Origin of the sequence: Tateyamaria sp. syn59 (assembly GCF_007995245.1) — a bacterium.
Lineage (GTDB): Bacteria > Pseudomonadota > Alphaproteobacteria > Rhodobacterales > Rhodobacteraceae > Tateyamaria.
Genome location: NZ_VCBA01000007.1, coordinates 19971 through 37250, shown reverse-complemented (window position 1 = coordinate 37250; position 17280 = coordinate 19971). Strand labels below are relative to the sequence as shown.

19 protein-coding genes and 1 tRNA gene are annotated in these 17280 nt (G+C 60.8%); 12 read left to right on the top strand and 8 right to left on the bottom strand.

Annotated elements, in window-relative coordinates; all coding sequences use genetic code 11:
• Positions 1 to 447: 447 nt before the first annotated feature.
• A tRNA-Thr gene (locus FD715_RS14350) sits at positions 448 to 523 on the bottom strand.
• A gap of 133 nt (positions 524 to 656) precedes the next feature.
• Here FD715_RS14350 and FD715_RS14345 point away from each other — a divergent pair.
• Positions 657 to 1532, top strand: coding sequence for a hypothetical protein (locus FD715_RS14345; RefSeq protein ID WP_147111002.1), 876 nt, complete (start codon positions 657 to 659; stop codon positions 1530 to 1532).
• Here the strand turns inward: FD715_RS14345 and FD715_RS14340 are convergent.
• Positions 1529 to 1945 (bottom strand): GFA family protein, encoded by a 417-nt coding sequence (locus FD715_RS14340; protein ID WP_147111000.1) that lies wholly within the window; start codon positions 1943 to 1945, stop codon positions 1529 to 1531. The two genes, FD715_RS14345 and FD715_RS14340, sit on opposite strands and share 4 nt — an antisense overlap.
• A gap of 57 nt (positions 1946 to 2002) precedes the next feature.
• Here FD715_RS14340 and FD715_RS14335 point away from each other — a divergent pair, with 57 nt between their 5' ends.
• Positions 2003 to 2470 carry a helix-turn-helix domain-containing protein gene (locus tag FD715_RS14335; protein ID WP_147110997.1) on the top strand — a complete coding sequence of 156 codons (468 nt, stop codon included), beginning with the start codon at positions 2003 to 2005 and terminating at the stop codon, positions 2468 to 2470.
• Positions 2471 to 2493: 23 nt separating this feature from the next.
• Here the strand turns inward: FD715_RS14335 and FD715_RS14330 are convergent, their stop codons facing one another.
• Complete coding sequence (locus FD715_RS14330; RefSeq protein ID WP_147110994.1) at positions 2494 to 2757, bottom strand: DUF2312 domain-containing protein; 264 nt, start codon at positions 2755 to 2757, stop codon at positions 2494 to 2496.
• Between the two features lie 106 nt (positions 2758 to 2863).
• On the opposite strand from FD715_RS14330, the gene FD715_RS14325 reads away from it, so the two are divergent.
• Genes FD715_RS14325 through FD715_RS14310 form a run of 4 tightly spaced genes read left to right on the top strand, consistent with a single transcriptional unit; the run spans position 2864 to position 4413 of the window.
• On the top strand, positions 2864 to 3106 hold the full coding sequence (locus tag FD715_RS14325; RefSeq protein WP_147110991.1) for a hypothetical protein: 243 nt from the start codon (positions 2864 to 2866) through the stop codon (positions 3104 to 3106).
• A 12-nt stretch (positions 3107 to 3118) separates the two neighbouring features.
• Positions 3119 to 3538 (top strand): YeeE/YedE family protein, encoded by a 420-nt coding sequence (locus FD715_RS14320; protein WP_147110988.1) that lies wholly within the window; start codon positions 3119 to 3121, stop codon positions 3536 to 3538.
• Positions 3538 to 3969 carry a DUF6691 family protein gene (locus tag FD715_RS14315; protein ID WP_147110985.1) on the top strand — a complete coding sequence of 144 codons (432 nt, stop codon included), beginning with the start codon at positions 3538 to 3540 and terminating at the stop codon, positions 3967 to 3969. The genes FD715_RS14320 and FD715_RS14315 overlap by 1 nt, the downstream gene beginning before the upstream one ends.
• Before the next feature lie 9 nt (positions 3970 to 3978).
• Complete coding sequence (locus FD715_RS14310) at positions 3979 to 4413, top strand: TIGR01244 family sulfur transferase (RefSeq protein ID WP_147110982.1); 435 nt, start codon at positions 3979 to 3981, stop codon at positions 4411 to 4413.
• Here the strand turns inward: FD715_RS14310 and FD715_RS14305 are convergent.
• From FD715_RS14305 to FD715_RS14285, 5 genes are all read right to left on the bottom strand, one after another.
• Positions 4410 to 5657 (bottom strand): FliM/FliN family flagellar motor switch protein, encoded by a 1248-nt coding sequence (locus FD715_RS14305; RefSeq protein WP_147110979.1) that lies wholly within the window; start codon positions 5655 to 5657, stop codon positions 4410 to 4412. The genes FD715_RS14310 and FD715_RS14305 overlap by 4 nt on opposite strands.
• Positions 5658 to 5718: 61 nt before the next feature.
• Positions 5719 to 8400 carry a sensor histidine kinase gene (locus FD715_RS14300; RefSeq protein WP_147110977.1) on the bottom strand — a complete coding sequence of 894 codons (2682 nt, stop codon included), beginning with the start codon at positions 8398 to 8400 and terminating at the stop codon, positions 5719 to 5721.
• Positions 8397 to 8678: a hypothetical protein gene (locus FD715_RS14295; RefSeq protein WP_147110974.1), complete on the bottom strand. Its 282-nt coding sequence runs from the start codon at positions 8676 to 8678 to the stop codon at positions 8397 to 8399. The genes FD715_RS14300 and FD715_RS14295 overlap by 4 nt, the downstream gene beginning before the upstream one ends.
• The gene (locus FD715_RS14290) at positions 8675 to 9049 is read right to left on the bottom strand and encodes a response regulator transcription factor (protein ID WP_147110971.1); all 375 of its coding nucleotides are present in this window, start codon (positions 9047 to 9049) and stop codon (positions 8675 to 8677) included. The genes FD715_RS14295 and FD715_RS14290 overlap by 4 nt, the downstream gene beginning before the upstream one ends.
• A 90-nt stretch (positions 9050 to 9139) precedes the next feature.
• Positions 9140 to 10447: a helix-turn-helix transcriptional regulator gene (locus tag FD715_RS14285; protein WP_147110968.1), complete on the bottom strand. Its 1308-nt coding sequence runs from the start codon at positions 10445 to 10447 to the stop codon at positions 9140 to 9142.
• A gap of 229 nt (positions 10448 to 10676) precedes the next feature.
• On the opposite strand from FD715_RS14285, the gene FD715_RS14280 reads away from it, so the two are divergent.
• From FD715_RS14280 to FD715_RS14255, 6 genes are all read left to right on the top strand, one after another.
• Positions 10677 to 12014, top strand: coding sequence for a substrate-binding protein (locus tag FD715_RS14280; RefSeq protein WP_147110965.1), 1338 nt, complete (start codon positions 10677 to 10679; stop codon positions 12012 to 12014).
• Between the two features lie 127 nt (positions 12015 to 12141).
• The gene (locus FD715_RS14275) at positions 12142 to 13173 is read left to right on the top strand and encodes a branched-chain amino acid ABC transporter permease (RefSeq protein WP_147110962.1); all 1032 of its coding nucleotides are present in this window, start codon (positions 12142 to 12144) and stop codon (positions 13171 to 13173) included.
• A gap of 3 nt (positions 13174 to 13176) precedes the next feature.
• Complete coding sequence (locus FD715_RS14270) at positions 13177 to 14376, top strand: branched-chain amino acid ABC transporter permease (RefSeq protein ID WP_147110959.1); 1200 nt, start codon at positions 13177 to 13179, stop codon at positions 14374 to 14376.
• 12 nt (positions 14377 to 14388) lie between these two features.
• Positions 14389 to 15153, top strand: coding sequence for an ABC transporter ATP-binding protein (locus FD715_RS14265; protein WP_147110956.1), 765 nt, complete (start codon positions 14389 to 14391; stop codon positions 15151 to 15153).
• Positions 15154 to 15165: 12 nt separating this feature from the next.
• A complete protein-coding gene (locus tag FD715_RS14260; protein WP_147110952.1) occupies positions 15166 to 15921 on the top strand; it encodes an ABC transporter ATP-binding protein in 756 nt (251 codons plus the stop codon).
• Between the two features lie 166 nt (positions 15922 to 16087).
• Positions 16088 to 17278 (top strand): calcium-binding protein, encoded by a 1191-nt coding sequence (locus FD715_RS14255; RefSeq protein WP_189799501.1) that lies wholly within the window; start codon positions 16088 to 16090, stop codon positions 17276 to 17278.
• The last annotated feature ends 2 nt before the right edge of the window (positions 17279 to 17280 follow it).

Here is a 17280-nt window from a genome sequence, read left to right as displayed (position 1 = left end):
TGGTGTTCATGTGCAGTTGCATTTGCGATCAACCTTTCTTGGTCACAGCGACGTGATGCGCCGTTCGTTGATCAACAGATTGTGCAGAGCTGTGACGGGGTCGATAGCTTGGCGGTTTACGAACTGGCTTGGTTCGCCCCTATACCTTTGGTTTATGGGTCTTTCGGCTGATAGAATGATAGTTAGAATATTGAATTTTATATACTTTTTCAAAACCACGCCGAGGCCGCACAGCGCCTGGCACCAAGAAGAAATCTGCCAGTTGCAAACCGCGGCGTGGGTGCGGAAACCCACCTTACATCGCGGGTTTACACGGGGTTTATACCGACCGTGTTTTCGGCAGTGCCCGGCACTTGACAAATGTCAATTCGAGGGGGTTCTTGGCATACGAAATCAGCACCTCTGCATGCGTTAGCACGGGCGCATCGAGCTACTGATTCTGGAAAATGGTGCCCCCACACGGACTCGAACCGCGGACCTACTGATTACAAATCAGTTGCTCTACCAGCTGAGCTATAGGGGCCTTGGACGCATCGTCTACTCTGTGCGCTTGGCGGTGGCAAGATCGTTTTTCCAAACAGGTCAGAGGTTTTATCCCAACGCGTTTTTCGTTTATCTACCGCCAGTCGCTCACAGTTCCTGGCAGGTCGATCCGCATGCAAATTGTCCTTCACGCAGGTGCCCACTTTACCGAAGAGGACCGACTTGTCCGCTGCCTCCTGCGCAACAAGGAGGATTTTTCGAAGCGCGGGATCGCGGTACCCGGGCCGGGCAAGTACCGGAGCCTGTTGAAACAGACCATGGCCGCCCTGCAGGATGCACCCCCTGCCCCCGATGCGCGCGACGTCCTGTTGGACCTCATCCTTGATGACGAAAGCGCAGAACGCATGGTTCTGAGCCACATGTTCCTGTTCGGCGCACCGCGATCATGCGTCCGCAATGGCTTTATTTACGAAGCCGCACCCGAACGGATCTCGCAATTGTCGGCGCTGTTCGAACATGACCAGGTGCAGGTGTTCCTCGCCATGCGCAACCCGGCAACGTTCCTGCCTGCGCTTTTCAACCAGGCACCCCAGGATGACATGGACGCGTTTCTGCGCGGTGCCGATCCTTATGCCGTCCGTTGGTCCGATACGATCGGAGCGATACGCTCAGCCGCGCCCGACGTCACGATCACCACATGGTGCTTCGAAGACATGCCCATCCTGTGGGCGCAGATCGTCCGCGATCTGGCAGGGCTGCCAACAGGCGAGAAGATCATCGGCGGCTTCGACCTTTTGGCCGAGATCATGTCCAAGGAGGGCATGCAGCGCTTCCGATCCTACCTCAAGTCCCACCCGACCATGACTGAGGCGCAAAAGCGCCGCGTGATCATCGCCTTTCTCGACAAGTTTGCGATCGAGGAAGAGATCGAGGAAGAACTGAATGCCCCCGGCTGGACCGAAGAGACCATCGACAGGATGACCCAGCTGTACGAGGAAGACATGGCGCGCGTGGCGGCCATTCCCGGCGTCACCTTCATCGCGCCCTAGCCGGTCGGCAGATCATCAAAGACAGGGATGCCATCTGGCACGTGATGAAATGATTGTGCCTGCGCATGGCAGATGGCCACACGCGGCTTGAACTCGCTTGGATCGTCAAGCACACCAACTTTTACAACGAAAGCCGGATTGTCCTGCCGCACTGTGACCAACTGCGTCCCGCAATCGGGGCAAAAATATCGGGTCACGGCATTTTCGATGTCCTGTCTTGTGTATGTGCGGGGTTGCCCCTGCGTCCACGCGAACCCGGTCGGCGGCACAAGCAGGAAGTATTGCGGCGCGCCACCCGCCATATGCTGACAGGCGCGGCAGTGGCACTGTCCTTTCACCAGCGGTGCCGCGGTGATGGCAAAACGGACCGCACTGCAATAACAGCCGCCCGTCTGTGTTTCTGTGGCCTGCACCGCCGTCTCCCGCTACGCTTGGCACGATACAAATGACGGTGGCAGAGCAGAGTTCGAATGTCAAACCCAGATAGGCCGCTCATACGCAAGGCGCCCGTCCCCCTCAACGAATGCGGCGCGGCTTTGGCGATCAACCAGATCCCGGATCGGTGGACATGGCTGATCCTGCGCGAAATGCTCTACGGGGTAAGCCGGTTTGCCGATTTCCAGGCAGACATCGGTATTCCCAAGTCTGTGCTTTCGGTGCGTCTGTCGGAACTTGTGAACAACGGCCTCGCCAAGAAAAAGCCCTATCGTGACGGATCAGCGCGGACGCGGCACGCATATGTTCTGACGCAAAAGGGCCGCGACCTCGCTCCGGTCATTTTGGCGCTGATGAAATGGGGCGACAAACACATCAAGGATGGAGCGTCCGCCCTCGCTTTGACAGACACGCAGTCTGGCGCTCCAGTCGAAATCGGCATCGTTCAGACCAAGGACGCTCTGCCTCTGTCGCGGCTGACCTACAGGGTCAAGGATCACTAGTCGCCGGAAAGCGCCCGCGGCACTCAACTCATTCCAAGCGCTTCCTTGTACAACTCCAGTACCGCTTCTTCTTCGGCGATGTCATCGCTGTCGCGCTTGCGCAGGGCGATCACCTTGCGCATCACCTTGGTGTCATAGCCCCGCGCCTTCGCCTCGGCCATCACTTCCTTTTGCTGCTCTGCGATGTCCTTCTTTTCGGCCTCAAGCCGTTCGAAGCGTTCGATGAACTGACGCAATTCGTCCGCCGTGACACGGTAGCTTTCTGCGTTGGTGGCGGTGTCGGTCATGGCGCGCTCCTTGGCTTCAGTGAGCCTGCTGGATAGCTGTGCAGGCAGAGTGTCGCAAGAGGCTTGATCCCTTGTCTTCCGAACGGCGCTCGGATAGCCCGAGGGCATGGAACAGGATAGTGGTTTTACCGTTTTCGACGGCATCATCTGGGGCGGGGCCGCGCTGTCGGTTCTGGGTCTTATCGGACTGGTTTGGTGCATTCTGAAGGTGTGGCTCGCGCGCGGCGCAGGGCTGGAGGATGCAGAGATGCGCGCCGTCATGGCGCGGGTTCTGCCGCTGAACCTCGGGGCGCTTTTCGTATCAGTCCTGGGTCTCATGCTCGTCATTGTGGGCATCTTTCTGGCGTAGGAGGGCAGTCACATGCCAATCGACTGGATCTGGGGACTCGTCGGCGGGCTGATGATCGGCACCGCCGGGGCTGTTTTACTTCTGGGCACCGGGCGGATCATGGGCGCCAGCGGCATGGTGGGCGGCCTTGTTGACCGCACAGGTGCCGACAAAGCGACAACGGGCGCTTTCCTTCTTGGCCTCATTGGCACGCCCGCGGTGATGAGCATGGCCGGATGGCAGGTCAGCACACATGCGACCTCCCTGCCTTGGCTCCTCGTCCTGGGGGGCCTCTGCGTGGGTGTCGGCACGCGGTTCGCAAACGGCTGCACATCGGGGCATGGAGTGTGCGGCATGTCGCGGCTGTCCGTGCGCGGCTTTGCGGCGACCGCCGCTTATATCGGCGCTGGCATCGCGACCGTAACCGCGTTGCGCGTGGGGTTGGGCCTGTGATGCGCGCGCTGATCGCACTCGTCAGTGGCGCGCTCTTTGGCGCTGGCTTGCACGTTTCGGGCATGACCGACACGACCAAGGTGCGCGGGTTTCTCGACATCGGCGGCGCGTGGGATCCGACACTGGCCTTCGTGATGGGCGGCGCCCTGCTGCCCATGTTCATCGCCTGGCGGCTGACCCATGGCCGCACACCGGTCGCAGGCACAGCCTTTCCTGCGCCGCCAAGGTCCGAGATCACGCGCCCACTGATGCTGGGTTCGATCCTCTTCGGCATAGGCTGGGGTCTTGTGGGGCTTTGCCCCGGCCCCGCGCTCGCGTCGATAAGTTACGGGGGTTGGCAAGGCGCGCTGTTTCTGGCGGCGATGCTCACGGGGATGTGGGCGGTGCCGCCACTGCGCCGTCTGCTGGACAGCGACAGGCGCGCAGCATAAACCAAGCGCATGGATATCAGACAGATCACACCCAGCTATTTTGTTGCGCCGCAACTCGATCCTGCGGACATGCCGGCCATCGCGGCCGCAGGGATAAAAACGGTGATCTGCAATCGCCCCGATGCCGAGGTGCCGCCCGCCTTTCAGGCAGATGCGCTTGAGGCGGCTGCTCAAGCTGCAGGGCTGACCTTTTACCGGCTGCCCCTCACCCACCAGACCATGACGCCAGACAACGTGGCGCAACAGATGGCGTATGCGGAAGAGGCCGAATTGCCTGCGCTGGCCTACTGCGCCTCTGGCACCCGATCGACGGTTGTGTGGTGCCTTGGTCAAGCTGGGCGCATGTCCTGCGATGACATTCTGCAGGCGGCGCGTACGGGCGGCTATGATCTGGATACGCTTCGGCCCACGCTCGAAGCAATGGCCGCACAAAAGAACGCCTAGCCGCCAGTCGAAGCCAAATCAGGCAAGTCGGCCAAATCAGGCAAATCCTCCAGGTCAGGCAGGTCGGCGAGGTCAGGCAGCGCGTCAAGATCGGGCAATTCCGTCAGCGCGGGCAGGTTTGCCGCCGGATCGGCGTCAACCGCCGCCGCAATATCCACCCCCGGCTGCGCCGGATCGCCAATCGTTACCGCGTCGGATGCCACCGACGCGGGACCGGGCGCCGCTTCCAAGGGTGCTGCCTTTGCCTCACCCGTGCGCCGTGCGGGCCCTTCAATCTCTTCGACCCGTGGCATTTCGACCATTGGCTCATCCGATACGCGCCGCAGGGGTTGCGTTGCGTGGCTTGGCTTGCGCTGAGGTTTGACCGCGCGCACACCCTTCACATGTCCGACAATACCGCGCCCAACGATGCGGCCGGTATTGGTCACAATCTGGACGTTCGGAAACGCGCCCGGTGTCAGGGGCAATTCGTCACCGGGCGACAGGTTCTGCAAAGTCCCGAGGGGCAAATGCAGACTGCACAAAACCATCTTCAAGTCGGCGTTCAGTGCCATCACGGTGTCAGTCATGTTCGGCGCGTCAGGCGCCGCCTCTTCGCCCTCATCATCATGCGACTGGTCCTGTAGATCCGGCAAGGGCAGCACAATCAGAATATCACCCTGCCGGGCACCGCGTGCCACATCCACTGTCAGGCGGATCACACTGTAGTCCTGCGCATCCAGCGCCATGGCAAGGGTTCGGGCATCGTCCGCCTTGGCACCGAAACGAAACCCGTCGACAAGCGACCTGTCCTCCGGTTGATCGAGGACGGGAAGGAGGCGGTCAAACATCATGTCGATCAGCGGCGCACAGATCGCGGCGTCGGTTCGGGTCATGGCCCGTTGGATGCCTGTGTCCGGCTGCACGTTACCCATCGTCTGTTGCTGGATCAGCCCACCCACCAGCACGGGGTCAAAGGCGGCAGCACCGACATGGCCATCCGGCCCATCCAGCAGCATCAGCAACGCGTCGTCCTTGAATTGCGCCTCAATCTCATCGCCAGATGCCGTGTCGACAACCGCACCAATCACTGCCATCGGCAGATCCATCAGCGCATCCGCGACCTTTGCCAAGGTCAGGCGAATGGCCTTGGGCAACGTCATAGCACGCGCCTGACGCACGTCGCGCCCCGCAGCAGCGATGCGTCCCAGAACACTTGTTTTTTCGGTTTCGCCCATAAACTCCGCCGTTTCTACGGCCTGCACATGCCGTTCCGGTCTAAGGGCGATAGGTTACCAACCGCTTTATGCGGTCCAAGGTTTTGGCCTATTGGGCGGCGAGAGCGACGCGCCCTGGCAAATGTACGATAAACGCGTTGCCATCCGCGCGCGGCTCATACGTGATGTCACCGCCCAGACGCGTCATGATTTCGCGGCAGATCGCCAGACCCAGGCCAGCACCCGACCCGTCCTTGTCATTGATCCGCGAAAACTTTTCAAAAATCAACGCACGTGCCTCGGAGGGGATCGGCACGCCATTGTCGTGGAAAACGACCTGAAGTCCCCCGCCTTGCTGCAGAATTTCGACGGTCAATTCCGGGGTGGCGGCAACACAATACTTCTGCGCGTTTGTGATTAGGTTGATGAACACCTGCCGCAACCGGTCAAGATCGGTGCTGAGCGGAACGTCTTGATCCGACTGCATGTGATGGATACGCAGCCGGGTGGTGTGAGCGCCACCCGCCGACAGAACCGCCTGCGCAATCACGTCATTCAGGTTTCCGTTTTCGAGGTTCAGGCTCACCTGACCATTTTCCAACACACTCAAATCCAAAAGATCATCAAGAAGGCGCGTCAGGCGGATCGTCTCGCCATGAATGATCGATGCGTATTTCGTCTTTTCGGCCTGATCCAGCGTGTCGGTGTCCCGCAAGATCTCGGAAAAGCTGCGGATCGAGGTCATGGGCGTGCGCAGCTCGTGACTGATCTGGCCCAGGAAGGCGTCCTTTTGAACGGACAGCGCCGTCAGCTTCTGGTTGGCCTCGCGCAATTGGCGGGCGGTGCGGCTCAACTCAGCGGACTTCGCCTCAAGCCGGTTGGAGTATTCCAGGATTTGCGCAGACTCGTCGGCCACCGCCATCAGGTCTTCGACCGACACCGACGTACCTCCAACAAGCTGACTGATCATGGCGTGGGCCGTCGCCGAACCGACAGATCCCGACAACTCGCGCTCAAGGGTCTGAAGAAAGCCTTGGGTCGGCTCTGGCAGATGCCCTGTCAGCCCCTGCCGCTTGGCCTCGGCCCGAAAGAGCGACAGCGCATCCGCCGGGCCAAGGATGCGTTGCGCCATAATCATCAGGTCCTCGGACGTGGCAAGGGCCGCGTCCCAGCCCCGCGCCTGCGTTGAGTGGTCAAAGATATTGACGAATTGGGCGCCCTGAAGCCGCTCCAGTGGCGTGGGGAATGTGGCCAGGGACACCGCAACGAACACGGCCAGGTTCAGGGAAAGCGACCAGACCATCGCATGCACCGTTGGATCAATCCCTTCGATCCCGAACAGCGCCTGCGGACGCAACCAGCTTACACCGCCGATCCCCTGTTCGAACACCGCAGCACTCAGAACGGCGTCTGGCCCAAAGCTGGGCAGGAGCGAGCAGAACACCCACACCGCAAAGCCGACGATCAAGCCCGCCAATGCGCCCCACCGCGTTGCACCGCGCCAAAAGATACCGCCCAGCATCGCCGGCAGGAACTGGGCCACACCAACGAAAGAGATCAACCCGATCGCGGCGAGGGCCGCGCCGCCGCCCGACAGACGGTAATATACATAGCCAAAAAAGATGATCATCAGAATCGATGCGCGGCGTGCCAAGATGACGACATTGCGCACATCGCCCGACACCTGCGCCCCGGTGCCCTGCGTGCTTAACCAGACTGGCATCACCACGTGGTTCGACACCATAGTGGACAAGGCCAGCGTCGCCACGATGACCATCGACGTGGCCGAGGAAAAACCGCCCAGAAAAGACAGCGTCGCCAGCCCGCCCTGCCCCTCGGCCAACGGCACGGTAAGCACGAACAGGTCCGGGTTCGATCCGGCAGGCAGGATGTCGAGGCCGATAACGGCAATCGGCACCACGAACAGGCTCATCAGCATCAGGTAGAGCGGGAACGCCCAGCTTGCGATCTGCAGGTGGCGCTCGTCCTCGTTCTCGACGACCATGACCTGAAACATCCGGGGCAGCGCCAGAAACGCCGCTGCAGACAAAACCGTCAGCGCGGCCCAGCGGCTGCGGTCCATGCTCCACTCGCCGATGGTCGAGTTGTCGATCCGCTCCATCATCGGGCCGATGCCGCCCGCCACGCCCCAGACCACGAAAACGCCGACGGCCAGCAACGCCACCAGCTTGACGACGGCCTCTACCGCGATGGCGATGACGACGCCGTCATGGCGCTCGTTTGCGTTCAGGTTGCGCGTGCCGAACAGCACGGTGAACAGCACCAGACCCACGGCCACCCAGAACGCAGCGGCCGCCTGGCTCAGACTGTCGGGCTGGCCCGGCTCGGAAAAGATCGACAGGGACAGGGTCACCGATTGCAATTGCAGCGCGATGTAAGGGGTCACGCCGATCACCGCCATGACTGTCACCACGATGGCCAACAGGTTCGACTTGCCATACCGGGCCGAAATCAGGTCCGCGACCGACGTGGCCCGCTGCGCCCGTCCAATACGCACCAGCTTGCGCAACACCCACCACCAGCCGATCATCACGAGGCTGGGGCCGAGGTAAATGGTCACAAACTCCATCCCGGACCGGGCGGCGTATCCCACGGCACCGTAAAACGTCCAGGCCGTGCAGTAGATTGACAAAGATAGGGTGTAGACCATCGGCGAGCGCAGCCAGCTGCCTTTCCCGCGGATCGACGCACGCTCGGCGAAAAAGGCGATGGCGAAAAGAAAGGCGACGTAAGCGAGACTGACGCCCAGAAGCTGGTTGACCGATATCATGGGTCGGTCTCCGCGCTGCCACGCTCTCCGATTACCCACCACAACGCCGCGGCGGCCAGGATCAACAGCACCCAGACGACAAAGACGTAGGTGATGGCACTCGACATGGCGACGGGTGTCGGATCAGCCGGATGGCTGGCGCCGCTGGGCCACAGCACCGGCACCATCCACAACAGCACCCCAACGACCGGCAACAGGCGCAGCGCATCTTTCAGCCGACGGCGGCGATAGCTGCGCTTTTCCAGAAACAGTGTCGCATTGGGGGCGGAGTCGCTCATTGTGCGAGCTGCACAAGGTCGCGTACGGCCGTCATCACCTCGGTGTTGGAAAAGGGCTTGGTCATGAACCGGCTGACACCAGCCTTTTCGGCTTGTTCACGGTCGCGGCCCTGACCACGGGCGGTGAGCATGAGGATCGGCAGCCGGGCGAACTCAGGATCAGCACGCAGTTCTGACAGGATGTCGATGCCGTTCTTGCCGGGCAGCATGTAGTCGAGAACCACGAGGTCGGGTTTCATGGCGCGCACCTTGTCCACTGCAGTGGCTCCGTCGGAATGCGTATCGACATCCCAGCCTTCCCGGCTCAGCAGAAACTGCATCGCCTCTATAATGTTAATCTCGTCTTCGACGAGCAGGACATGCTTGCCCATGTCTGCGTCTCCTCCCCAAAATGCGCGGGCCGGTGGATGTGTCTCCGCCTGATCCGCGCAGGTCAACTATGTGCGGAATTGGCGGACCTGTCAAAAACCACTGAACCCCTCGCTCAGGATCGAGGGTTCTCTACGACCCCTGCAACCGGCGCGCGGGCAGATATGGCATGCGGGCCCCACCTCTTCCATGGGCATATCAGACATGCCTGGCCGCTCAGGCGCAGGCAGGATCAGCATGGTTGCCTCCAGAAGCGGCGGCGCGTTCAAGACGACAGGACCGACCGGCTCGGCGGCGGCGTAGCAATCGAAGATAGCCGTGTCGCGTGTGGGCATCTGAACCTGCGCGCGGATGACCTGACCCGGCTGGCCCATTACCTGAAATAGCGGCCAGAGCGGGCACGCCGCACCATGGCGCGGGATGGCGAACCCCTCAGTATCCTTGCGAAACAGCAGGCTACCAGCCCGGTCTGCCACCACCAGCCCGGCCTCAAGCTCCGGCACAGCTGCCAAGCGGCGCATGATATGGGGCACTGACACCTCGAAATGCGCTGCAAGGGCGACGACATCCGGCCCCAGCGACGACAACGCCCCCCTCAGATCAGCCAGACCAACCTGCGCGCTGTCCTGCATCATGCGATCCAAGATTGTGCGGGCAAGATGGCGCGACTGTTCCGACGCCAGCTCGGGGGCGTCGGCCACCAGGCGCTCCACACCCTCCGCTCCCTGCTCCACCGCCTCTAAAGCCTGCGCATGCGCACCCAGAAACGTCGCGACCTCCTCCTGCGGGGACCCGGACGGTGCAGCTTCGCCGGTTTCGGCGTCCAGAAAGCCCACCAACGCCTTGGAACTGTCGGCCAGGCGGCGGCTGTCGGCATCAATATTGGCATGAAAGCGGTCGCGCCATTCCGGCGTGATGGTCTTGTCCTCTGCCAGAATAGATGCCGTGGACCGGATGGAGGCTGCTGTCGACAACACCTCGTGAACCGATGCGGCCAATTCGGGGTCATGGGCCAAGCGGTCGCTCAGGGTTTCGACCGTGCGCTGCAAATCGGCAATTTTACGATGAGCTGCGGCCAGCGCCTCGGCCCAGCCCGGAAAGCGGCCCGCAAATTCCTCGGCCCGCACGCTTTCCTCCTCGGCCAGACGGGCGCGTTGGGCGGCCTCCTGCAGGGACGCAATCAACGCGGCCTCCGCCCCCTCGCTGAGAACAGTCGGTTCGACATCCAGCACGGCGGCAATATCGAGGAGCAGCTTGCCCCCGATTCTGCGCCGATTATGCTCGATTAAGTTGAGGTAGGACGCCGAAATCCCGATCTGCCTGGCCAGGTCAAACTGCTTTAGGCCACCCATCGCACGCCTTTCGCGGATCCGGGTGCCTGTCAATGCGTCGCGCGCCATCTTCCATTCCCCTGCGTTTGTCAGTCATTTCAACGCGTTTCTGCGCTGCGACATAAGGAAGTTTACAAAGTATACCGTGGTGTTGTGCAATTGTTTACAAAATAATTCTGCAAAACAAAGGGTTTATTGCGCAATTTTCCAACCATACGCGATAGTGGCTTTGCACAAAGTGCGCGCGCGGTCCGGTTGAGGAGCAGGTCCGCGCATTTCAACAAATGGGAGGATATTCATGTCCAAAATGAATCTGACGCGCCGTGGCGTGCTCCAGACAGGTGCCGTTGCTGGTGCCGGCTTTGCGGCACCAACGATCTTTACGGCGCAGTCGGCCGCTGCTTTCACGAACGAGCCCACCGGCTCTTCCGTGACGCTGGGCTTCAACGTGCCGCAGACCGGCCCCTACGCTGACGAAGGTGCGGACGAACTGCGCGCCTACGAACTGGCGGTCGAACACCTGAACGGTGGTGGCGACGGCGGCCTGATGAACACCTTCTCGTCCAAGGCCCTGCAAGGCAACGGTATCCTGGGCAAGAAAGTCGAATACGTCACCGGCGACACGCAGACCAAGTCTGACGCCGCCCGCGCATCGGCCCGCTCGATGATCGAAAAAGACGGCGCTGTGATGATCACGGGTGGTTCGTCCTCCGGCGTGGCCGTGGCCGTGCAGGCACTCTGCCAAGAGGCAGGCGTGATCTTCATGGCGGGCCTGACCCACTCCAACGACACCACCGGCAAGGACAAGAAGGCCAATGGCTTCCGCCACTTCTTCAACTCCTACATGTCCGGTGCGGCGCTGGCGCCGATCCTGGCCAACAACTACGGCACGGACCGCAAGGCCTATCACCTGACGGCGGACTACAACTGGGGCTACACGACCGAAGAAGCCGTGCGCACCTCGACCGAAGCCATGGGTTGGGAAACCGTCGCCGCCGTGAAAACGCCGCTGACGCAAACCGACTTCTCGTCCTACATCGCGCCGGTTCTGCAATCGGGCGCAGACGTGCTGGTTCTGAACCACTATGGCGGCAACATGGTGAACTCGCTGACCAACGCGGTTCAGTTCGGCCTGCGTGACAAGCTGGTGAACAACAAGAACTTCGAGATCGTTGTTCCGCTCTACTCCCGCCTGATGGCGAAGGGTGCGGGCGCCAACGTGAAGGGCATCTTCGGTTCCACCAACTGGCACTGGTCGCTGCAGGACGAAGGCTCCAAAGCGTTCGTCAAATCCTTCGGCACCAAGTACGGCTTCCCGCCGTCGCAGGCCGCGCACACCTGCTACGTCCAGGCCCTGCTCTATGCAGATGCCGTGGAACGCGCAGGCTCGTTCAACCCCTGTGCGGTTGGCGAAGCGCTCAAGGACTTCGAATTCGACGGCATGGGCAACGGCCCCACGCTCTATCGCGGCGAAGACCACCAGTGCTTCAAAGACGTGCTGGTCGTGAAAGGGAAAGAGAACCCGACATCCGAGTTCGACCTTCTGGAAATCGTGGAAGTCACGCCGGTCGAGCAAGTGACCTACGACGCGTCGATCTTCGGTGGCGAGCTGGGCACCTGCAACCCGGGCGCGTAAGCCATTGAAAATACTGGGTGGGCCGCGCTTGGCCCACCCTTCCCTGGCACCAGATCCCAGGCATCCAAAAAATTTAACATAATGTGTCCCCGCGGGGACAGATGCCCCCAACCCAGAGGTTCGGCCGATGGAAGCGATCATCCTTCAAATTCTAAACGGGCTCGACAAGGGCTCGGCCTATGCGCTGATTGCGCTGGGTCTCACGCTGATTTTCGGCACTCTGGGCGTGGTCAACTTCGCCCACGGCGCGTTGTTCATGATCGGCGCGTTCTGCGCGGTCACGCTAGGCCGTCTTCTGACCCTCAGCCGCACAGTCGTGGACGACACGCAAACCGACTTTCTGGGCAACCCGCTTCAGGTCGAGATCCCGTATGTCTATGACATATTCGGCGAGAGCGTGGGGGCTGCAATCATTGATTGGAACGTGCCGCTCGCCATTCTTTTTGCCATCCCGGTGATGATCGCCATAGGCGTGATCATGGAGCGGGGCTTGATCAAGCACTTCTACAAGCGCCCACACGCCGACCAGATCCTCGTAACCTTCGGCCTCGCTATCGTGCTGCAAGAGATCATCAAGTACTACTACGGCGCCAACCCGATCCCGACCCCTGCCCCTGCGGCCTTTGTGGGTTCGTTCGACTTCGGCGCCATGCTGGGCTTTGATCCCAACACGATCATCTATCCCTACTGGCGCATCATCTACTTCGCCTTTGCCGCCGTCATCATCGGCGCCGTGTTCGCCTTCCTCCAGTTCACCACCTTCGGGATGGTTGTGCGGGCCGGCATGGCCGACCGCGAGACGGTGCAGCTTCTGGGCATCAATATCGACCGCCGCTTTACCCTGATGTTTGGCATCGCGGCCGCCGTCGCAGGGCTTGCGGGCGTCATGTACACGCCGATCAACTCGCCCAACTACCACATGGGCATGGACTTCCTCGTGCTGTCTTTTGTGGTGGTCGTTGTGGGCGGCATGGGCTCCCTGCCCGGTGCTGTCGCCGCAGGCTTCCTGCTTGGCATCCTCGAAAGCTTTGCATCCATGCGCGAAGTCCTCGCCGTGCTGCCGGGCCTCAACCAGATCATCATCTATCTGGTCGCCATCATCATTCTGTTGACCCGTCCTCGGGGCCTTATGGGCCGCAAGGGCGTGATGGAGGAGTAATCCATGTTTGGTCTCGACAAAAAAGACACCCGCCTCCTCATCCTGGTGGCCATACTGGTGGCGCTGGCCCCCTTCCTGCTGAACCCCTTCCCCGAGGGCTCCGCCATGGCGCAGTTCAATGCGGGCTATCCCGACCTGATGCAGCGCTTTGTGATCTTTGGCATCTTCGCCATCGGGTTCAACATCCTCTTCGGGCTCACGGGCTATCTGTCCTTCGGCCACGCAGCCTTCCTGGGTGTCGGTTCCTACGCCGCGATCTGGATGATGAAACTGCTGACCATGAATGTGATCCCGGCCATTATCGTGTCGGTGATCGTGGCGGGCATCTTCTCGCTCGCAGTCGGCTGGATCAGTCTGCGCCGCTCAGGCATCTACTTCTCGATCCTGACGCTGGCCTTTGCACAGATGTCTTACTCGCTCGCCTACTCGGTGCTGACGCCGATCACGGGTGGCGAAACGGGCCTGCAGCCCAAGATCTTTGACCCGCGCATCCTCGACGGCGCACTGGCCGAAGGCGCGACACCGAAAGCCAACCTGTTCGGGTTGGAAATGGGGTCGAGCTTTGAATGGAGCGTGGGCGGTTGGCTCTTCACCTTCAACGCGGGCTACTACCTTGCGGCGGTCGTGATGCTGCTGGCCTTCTACATGTCGATCCGCATCTTCCGCTCACCGTTTGGCATGATGCTGCGGGCCGTGAAGTCGAACCAGCAGCGGCTGAACTACACCGGGCTGAACGCCAAGCCCTACACCCTCGCGGCCTTTGTCATCTCGGGCATGTATGCCGGGCTGGCCGGTGGTCTGATGGTCGCGATGGACACACAAGTGGGTGCGGAACGCATGTTCTGGACGGCCTCGGGTGAAGTGGTGCTGATGTCCATCCTTGGCGGTGTCGGCACGCTGATCGGGCCGGTGCTGGGCGCGGGTGCGATCAAGTACATGGAAAATATCCTGTCCAAGATCAACAAAGAGATCCTGCACCAGTGGTTCGCCTTCATGCCTGACGGGATCGAGGACATCCTCGTGTCGCTTGTCTACCCCTTCATCGGCAAGGGCTGGCACCTGACGCTGGGCATCATCTTCATGCTGGTCGTGATCTTCCTGCCCGGTGGGCTTGTCGAAGGGGGCCAACGTGTGGCCCGCCTGTTCAAGCGCAAGAAACCGGCCGAAGACGGGCCGGACGGCAAAACCACGCCTGCGGAATAAGGAGAGAAACCAATGGGTATCCTTGAAGTCAAAAACGTGGGCAAACGGTTCGGCGGTCTGCAAGCGCTGGGGGACGTGAACCTCAGCGTGGCAGAGAACTCGGTCCATGCCATCATCGGCCCCAACGGGGCGGGCAAGTCCACGCTGCTGAACTGCCTCGTGGGCAAGCTGATCCCCGACACCGGGTCGGTCATGTTCGACGGCCAGTCCGTGCTGGGGCGCAAGCCATTTGAAATCAACCAGATGGGCATTTCCCGGGTGTTCCAGACGCCTGAGATCTTTGGCGAGCTGAGCGTCATGGAAAACATGATGATCCCCTGCTTTGCCAAGCGCGACGGGGCGTTCACGCCCAACGCCTTCCGCGACATGTTCAAGGACCGCGAGATTGTCGAGCGGGCCGAACAGATGCTGGAAGAGATGAACATGGCAGACGCGCGCAACGACAACGCGGCCACCATGTCGCGCGGCAACAAGCGGCGGCTGGAGATCGGCATGTGTCTAGCGCAGGAACCGCGCCTGCTGCTGCTGGACGAGCCGACGGCGGGCATGGCGCGCGCTGACACCAACAACACCATCGACCTGCTCAAGCAGATCAAGGACGAGCGGGACATCACAATCTCGATCATCGAACACGACATGCACGTGGTGTTCTCCCTGGCCGAGCGGATCACCGTTCTGGCACAGGGCACCCCGCTGGTCGAAGACACGCCAGACAATATCAAGGGCCACCCCAAGGTGCGCGAAGCGTATCTGGGCGAAACCCAAGATGCCGCTTAAGGAGCCTGACCGATGAACGTCAAACCCGACTTTTCCAAAGGCGTGAACCACGCCGCCACGGCCCCCGCATTCCTGAGCGTCTGGGACATGCACGCCTATTACGGCGAAAGCTATATCGTGCAGGGCATCAGCTTTAACGTCCACGAAGGCGAAATCCTGGCGCTGCTGGGCCGCAACGGCGCGGGCAAGACATCGACCCTACGGTCGATTGCGCGGATCGGCGACCCGGAAGTCACCCATGGCGAGATCTGGCTGGACCACCAGCCCCTGCACAAGATGTCGAGCCACGAGGCCAGTCAGGTTGGTCTGGGCCTCGTCCCTGAAGACCGCCGGATCATCCCCGGCCTGACCGTCGAAGAGAACCTGAAGCTGGCGCAGATCGCCCCGCCCATCGGCTGGTCCATCGAACGGCTATACGACCTGTTCCCGCGTCTGGGCGAGCGCCGCACACAAGAGGGCACCACCCTGTCGGGCGGCGAACAACAGATGCTGGCCATCGCCCGCGCGCTGGCCCGTGACATCAAGGTGCTGCTGCTCGATGAACCTTATGAGGGATTGGCCCCGGTGATCGTGGACGAGATCGAGAAGACCCTGACCGTGATCAAGGAACAGGGAATCACCACCGTCATCGTCGAACAGAATGCCGTTCGGGCGCTTCAGCTTGCTGATCGAGCCGTCATTCTGGATACGGGCGGAATTGTTTTTGATGGAACCGCTGCGGAAGTCCTTGAAAACGAAGAATTACGGTCCGAATACCTGGCGATTTAGATCGCAATTACCAATCTCAGGTTGAAAAAGGGGCTCACGGCCCCTTTTTTTCATTAATTTCCAACCGTTTGAGACACTGTATCTATTTCAGAAACCTACGCGCGCGTCTGTAGAAACTATGGCAGAAATGCGGCATACCCCATTTGCTAACCTGGGGGTTTTACCAATGACAACTGACGCACGCGGTCTCTTTGACCGCGCCTCTTTCCTGTACAATAACGTCTTGCTGCCTGCCGGCTTCGTGTTCGACTTCGATCCGATTGCGGAGATTGAACAGACCGACGCACAGGCGCGCAATTTTCTGTTTCTCGAAGATGATGAGGCACTGTTCCTGAATGACGGTTTCGTGCGCGATTTCGTCGAGGGCGACGGATCGTCCGATGTGGTGATCAGCAACACCGGCGTTATCGGAAGCAGCGGGCGCGCCGACACATCCATTTCGCTGACCGGAACGGGACAACGCGCCATCCTGAACGAAGGAGACGTTATCGGAGACGTCCAGCTGGGGCTGGGCGACGATTTCGTCTACACGGCCGGACTGATTGATGGGAATGTTAACACCGGTGGCGGAGACGACATCGTTCTCGTCGCGAGTTTCGATCTGGGGCTGGACGTATTCGACGGCAAAATTGCAGGACGCCTGCATACCGGCTCCGGTGATGATGTTGTGATCAATACCGGAACGATTGGCGACGTAAACCTGGGCAGCGGGAACGACCTGTATCTTGCACTGCCCGGCGATGGTCAGCTCGGCGCCAGCGGTCGTGTCCTGGGTGGTAGGGGCCACGATACGATGCGCGGGAGCGAAGGTAACGAAGAGTTCTTTGGTGGTCAGGGCCGTGACGAGCTGGAAGGCAATGACGGTGATGATTTGCTGGTCGGCAACGCCAGCAAGGATACGCTGCGCGGGGGCGAAGGTGATGATGTTCTGATCGGCGGCCGTGGCAGCGACTTGCTTTTCGGCGGGCAAGACGATGACACGTTGATGGGCAAAAGCGGGCGCGACAGGCTTTTGGGCGGGCGCGGTGACGATACGTTAGAAGGCGGGTCCGGAGCGGACACGTTCCTTTTCAGTCTTGGCAGCGGTGAAGACGTAATCGTTGATTTCACCGATGATGACGTGATCCGGCTGCCGCAGGAAACGCGCGCGGGGGCAGAGCCTGGTGCATTCGCGCCAGTCATCGGGTTTGACGACATCGAACTGTTCATCACCTATGCCAACGGCAATGCGGTCATTGATCTGGATGGCCTCTATGCGTCGGTCGATCTTGCCGATCTGAGCAACGGGCAGATCAACTCGATCACCCTGCTGAACATCGTCGAAAACAGTCTGACCGCCGACGATTTCGGTCTCTGATC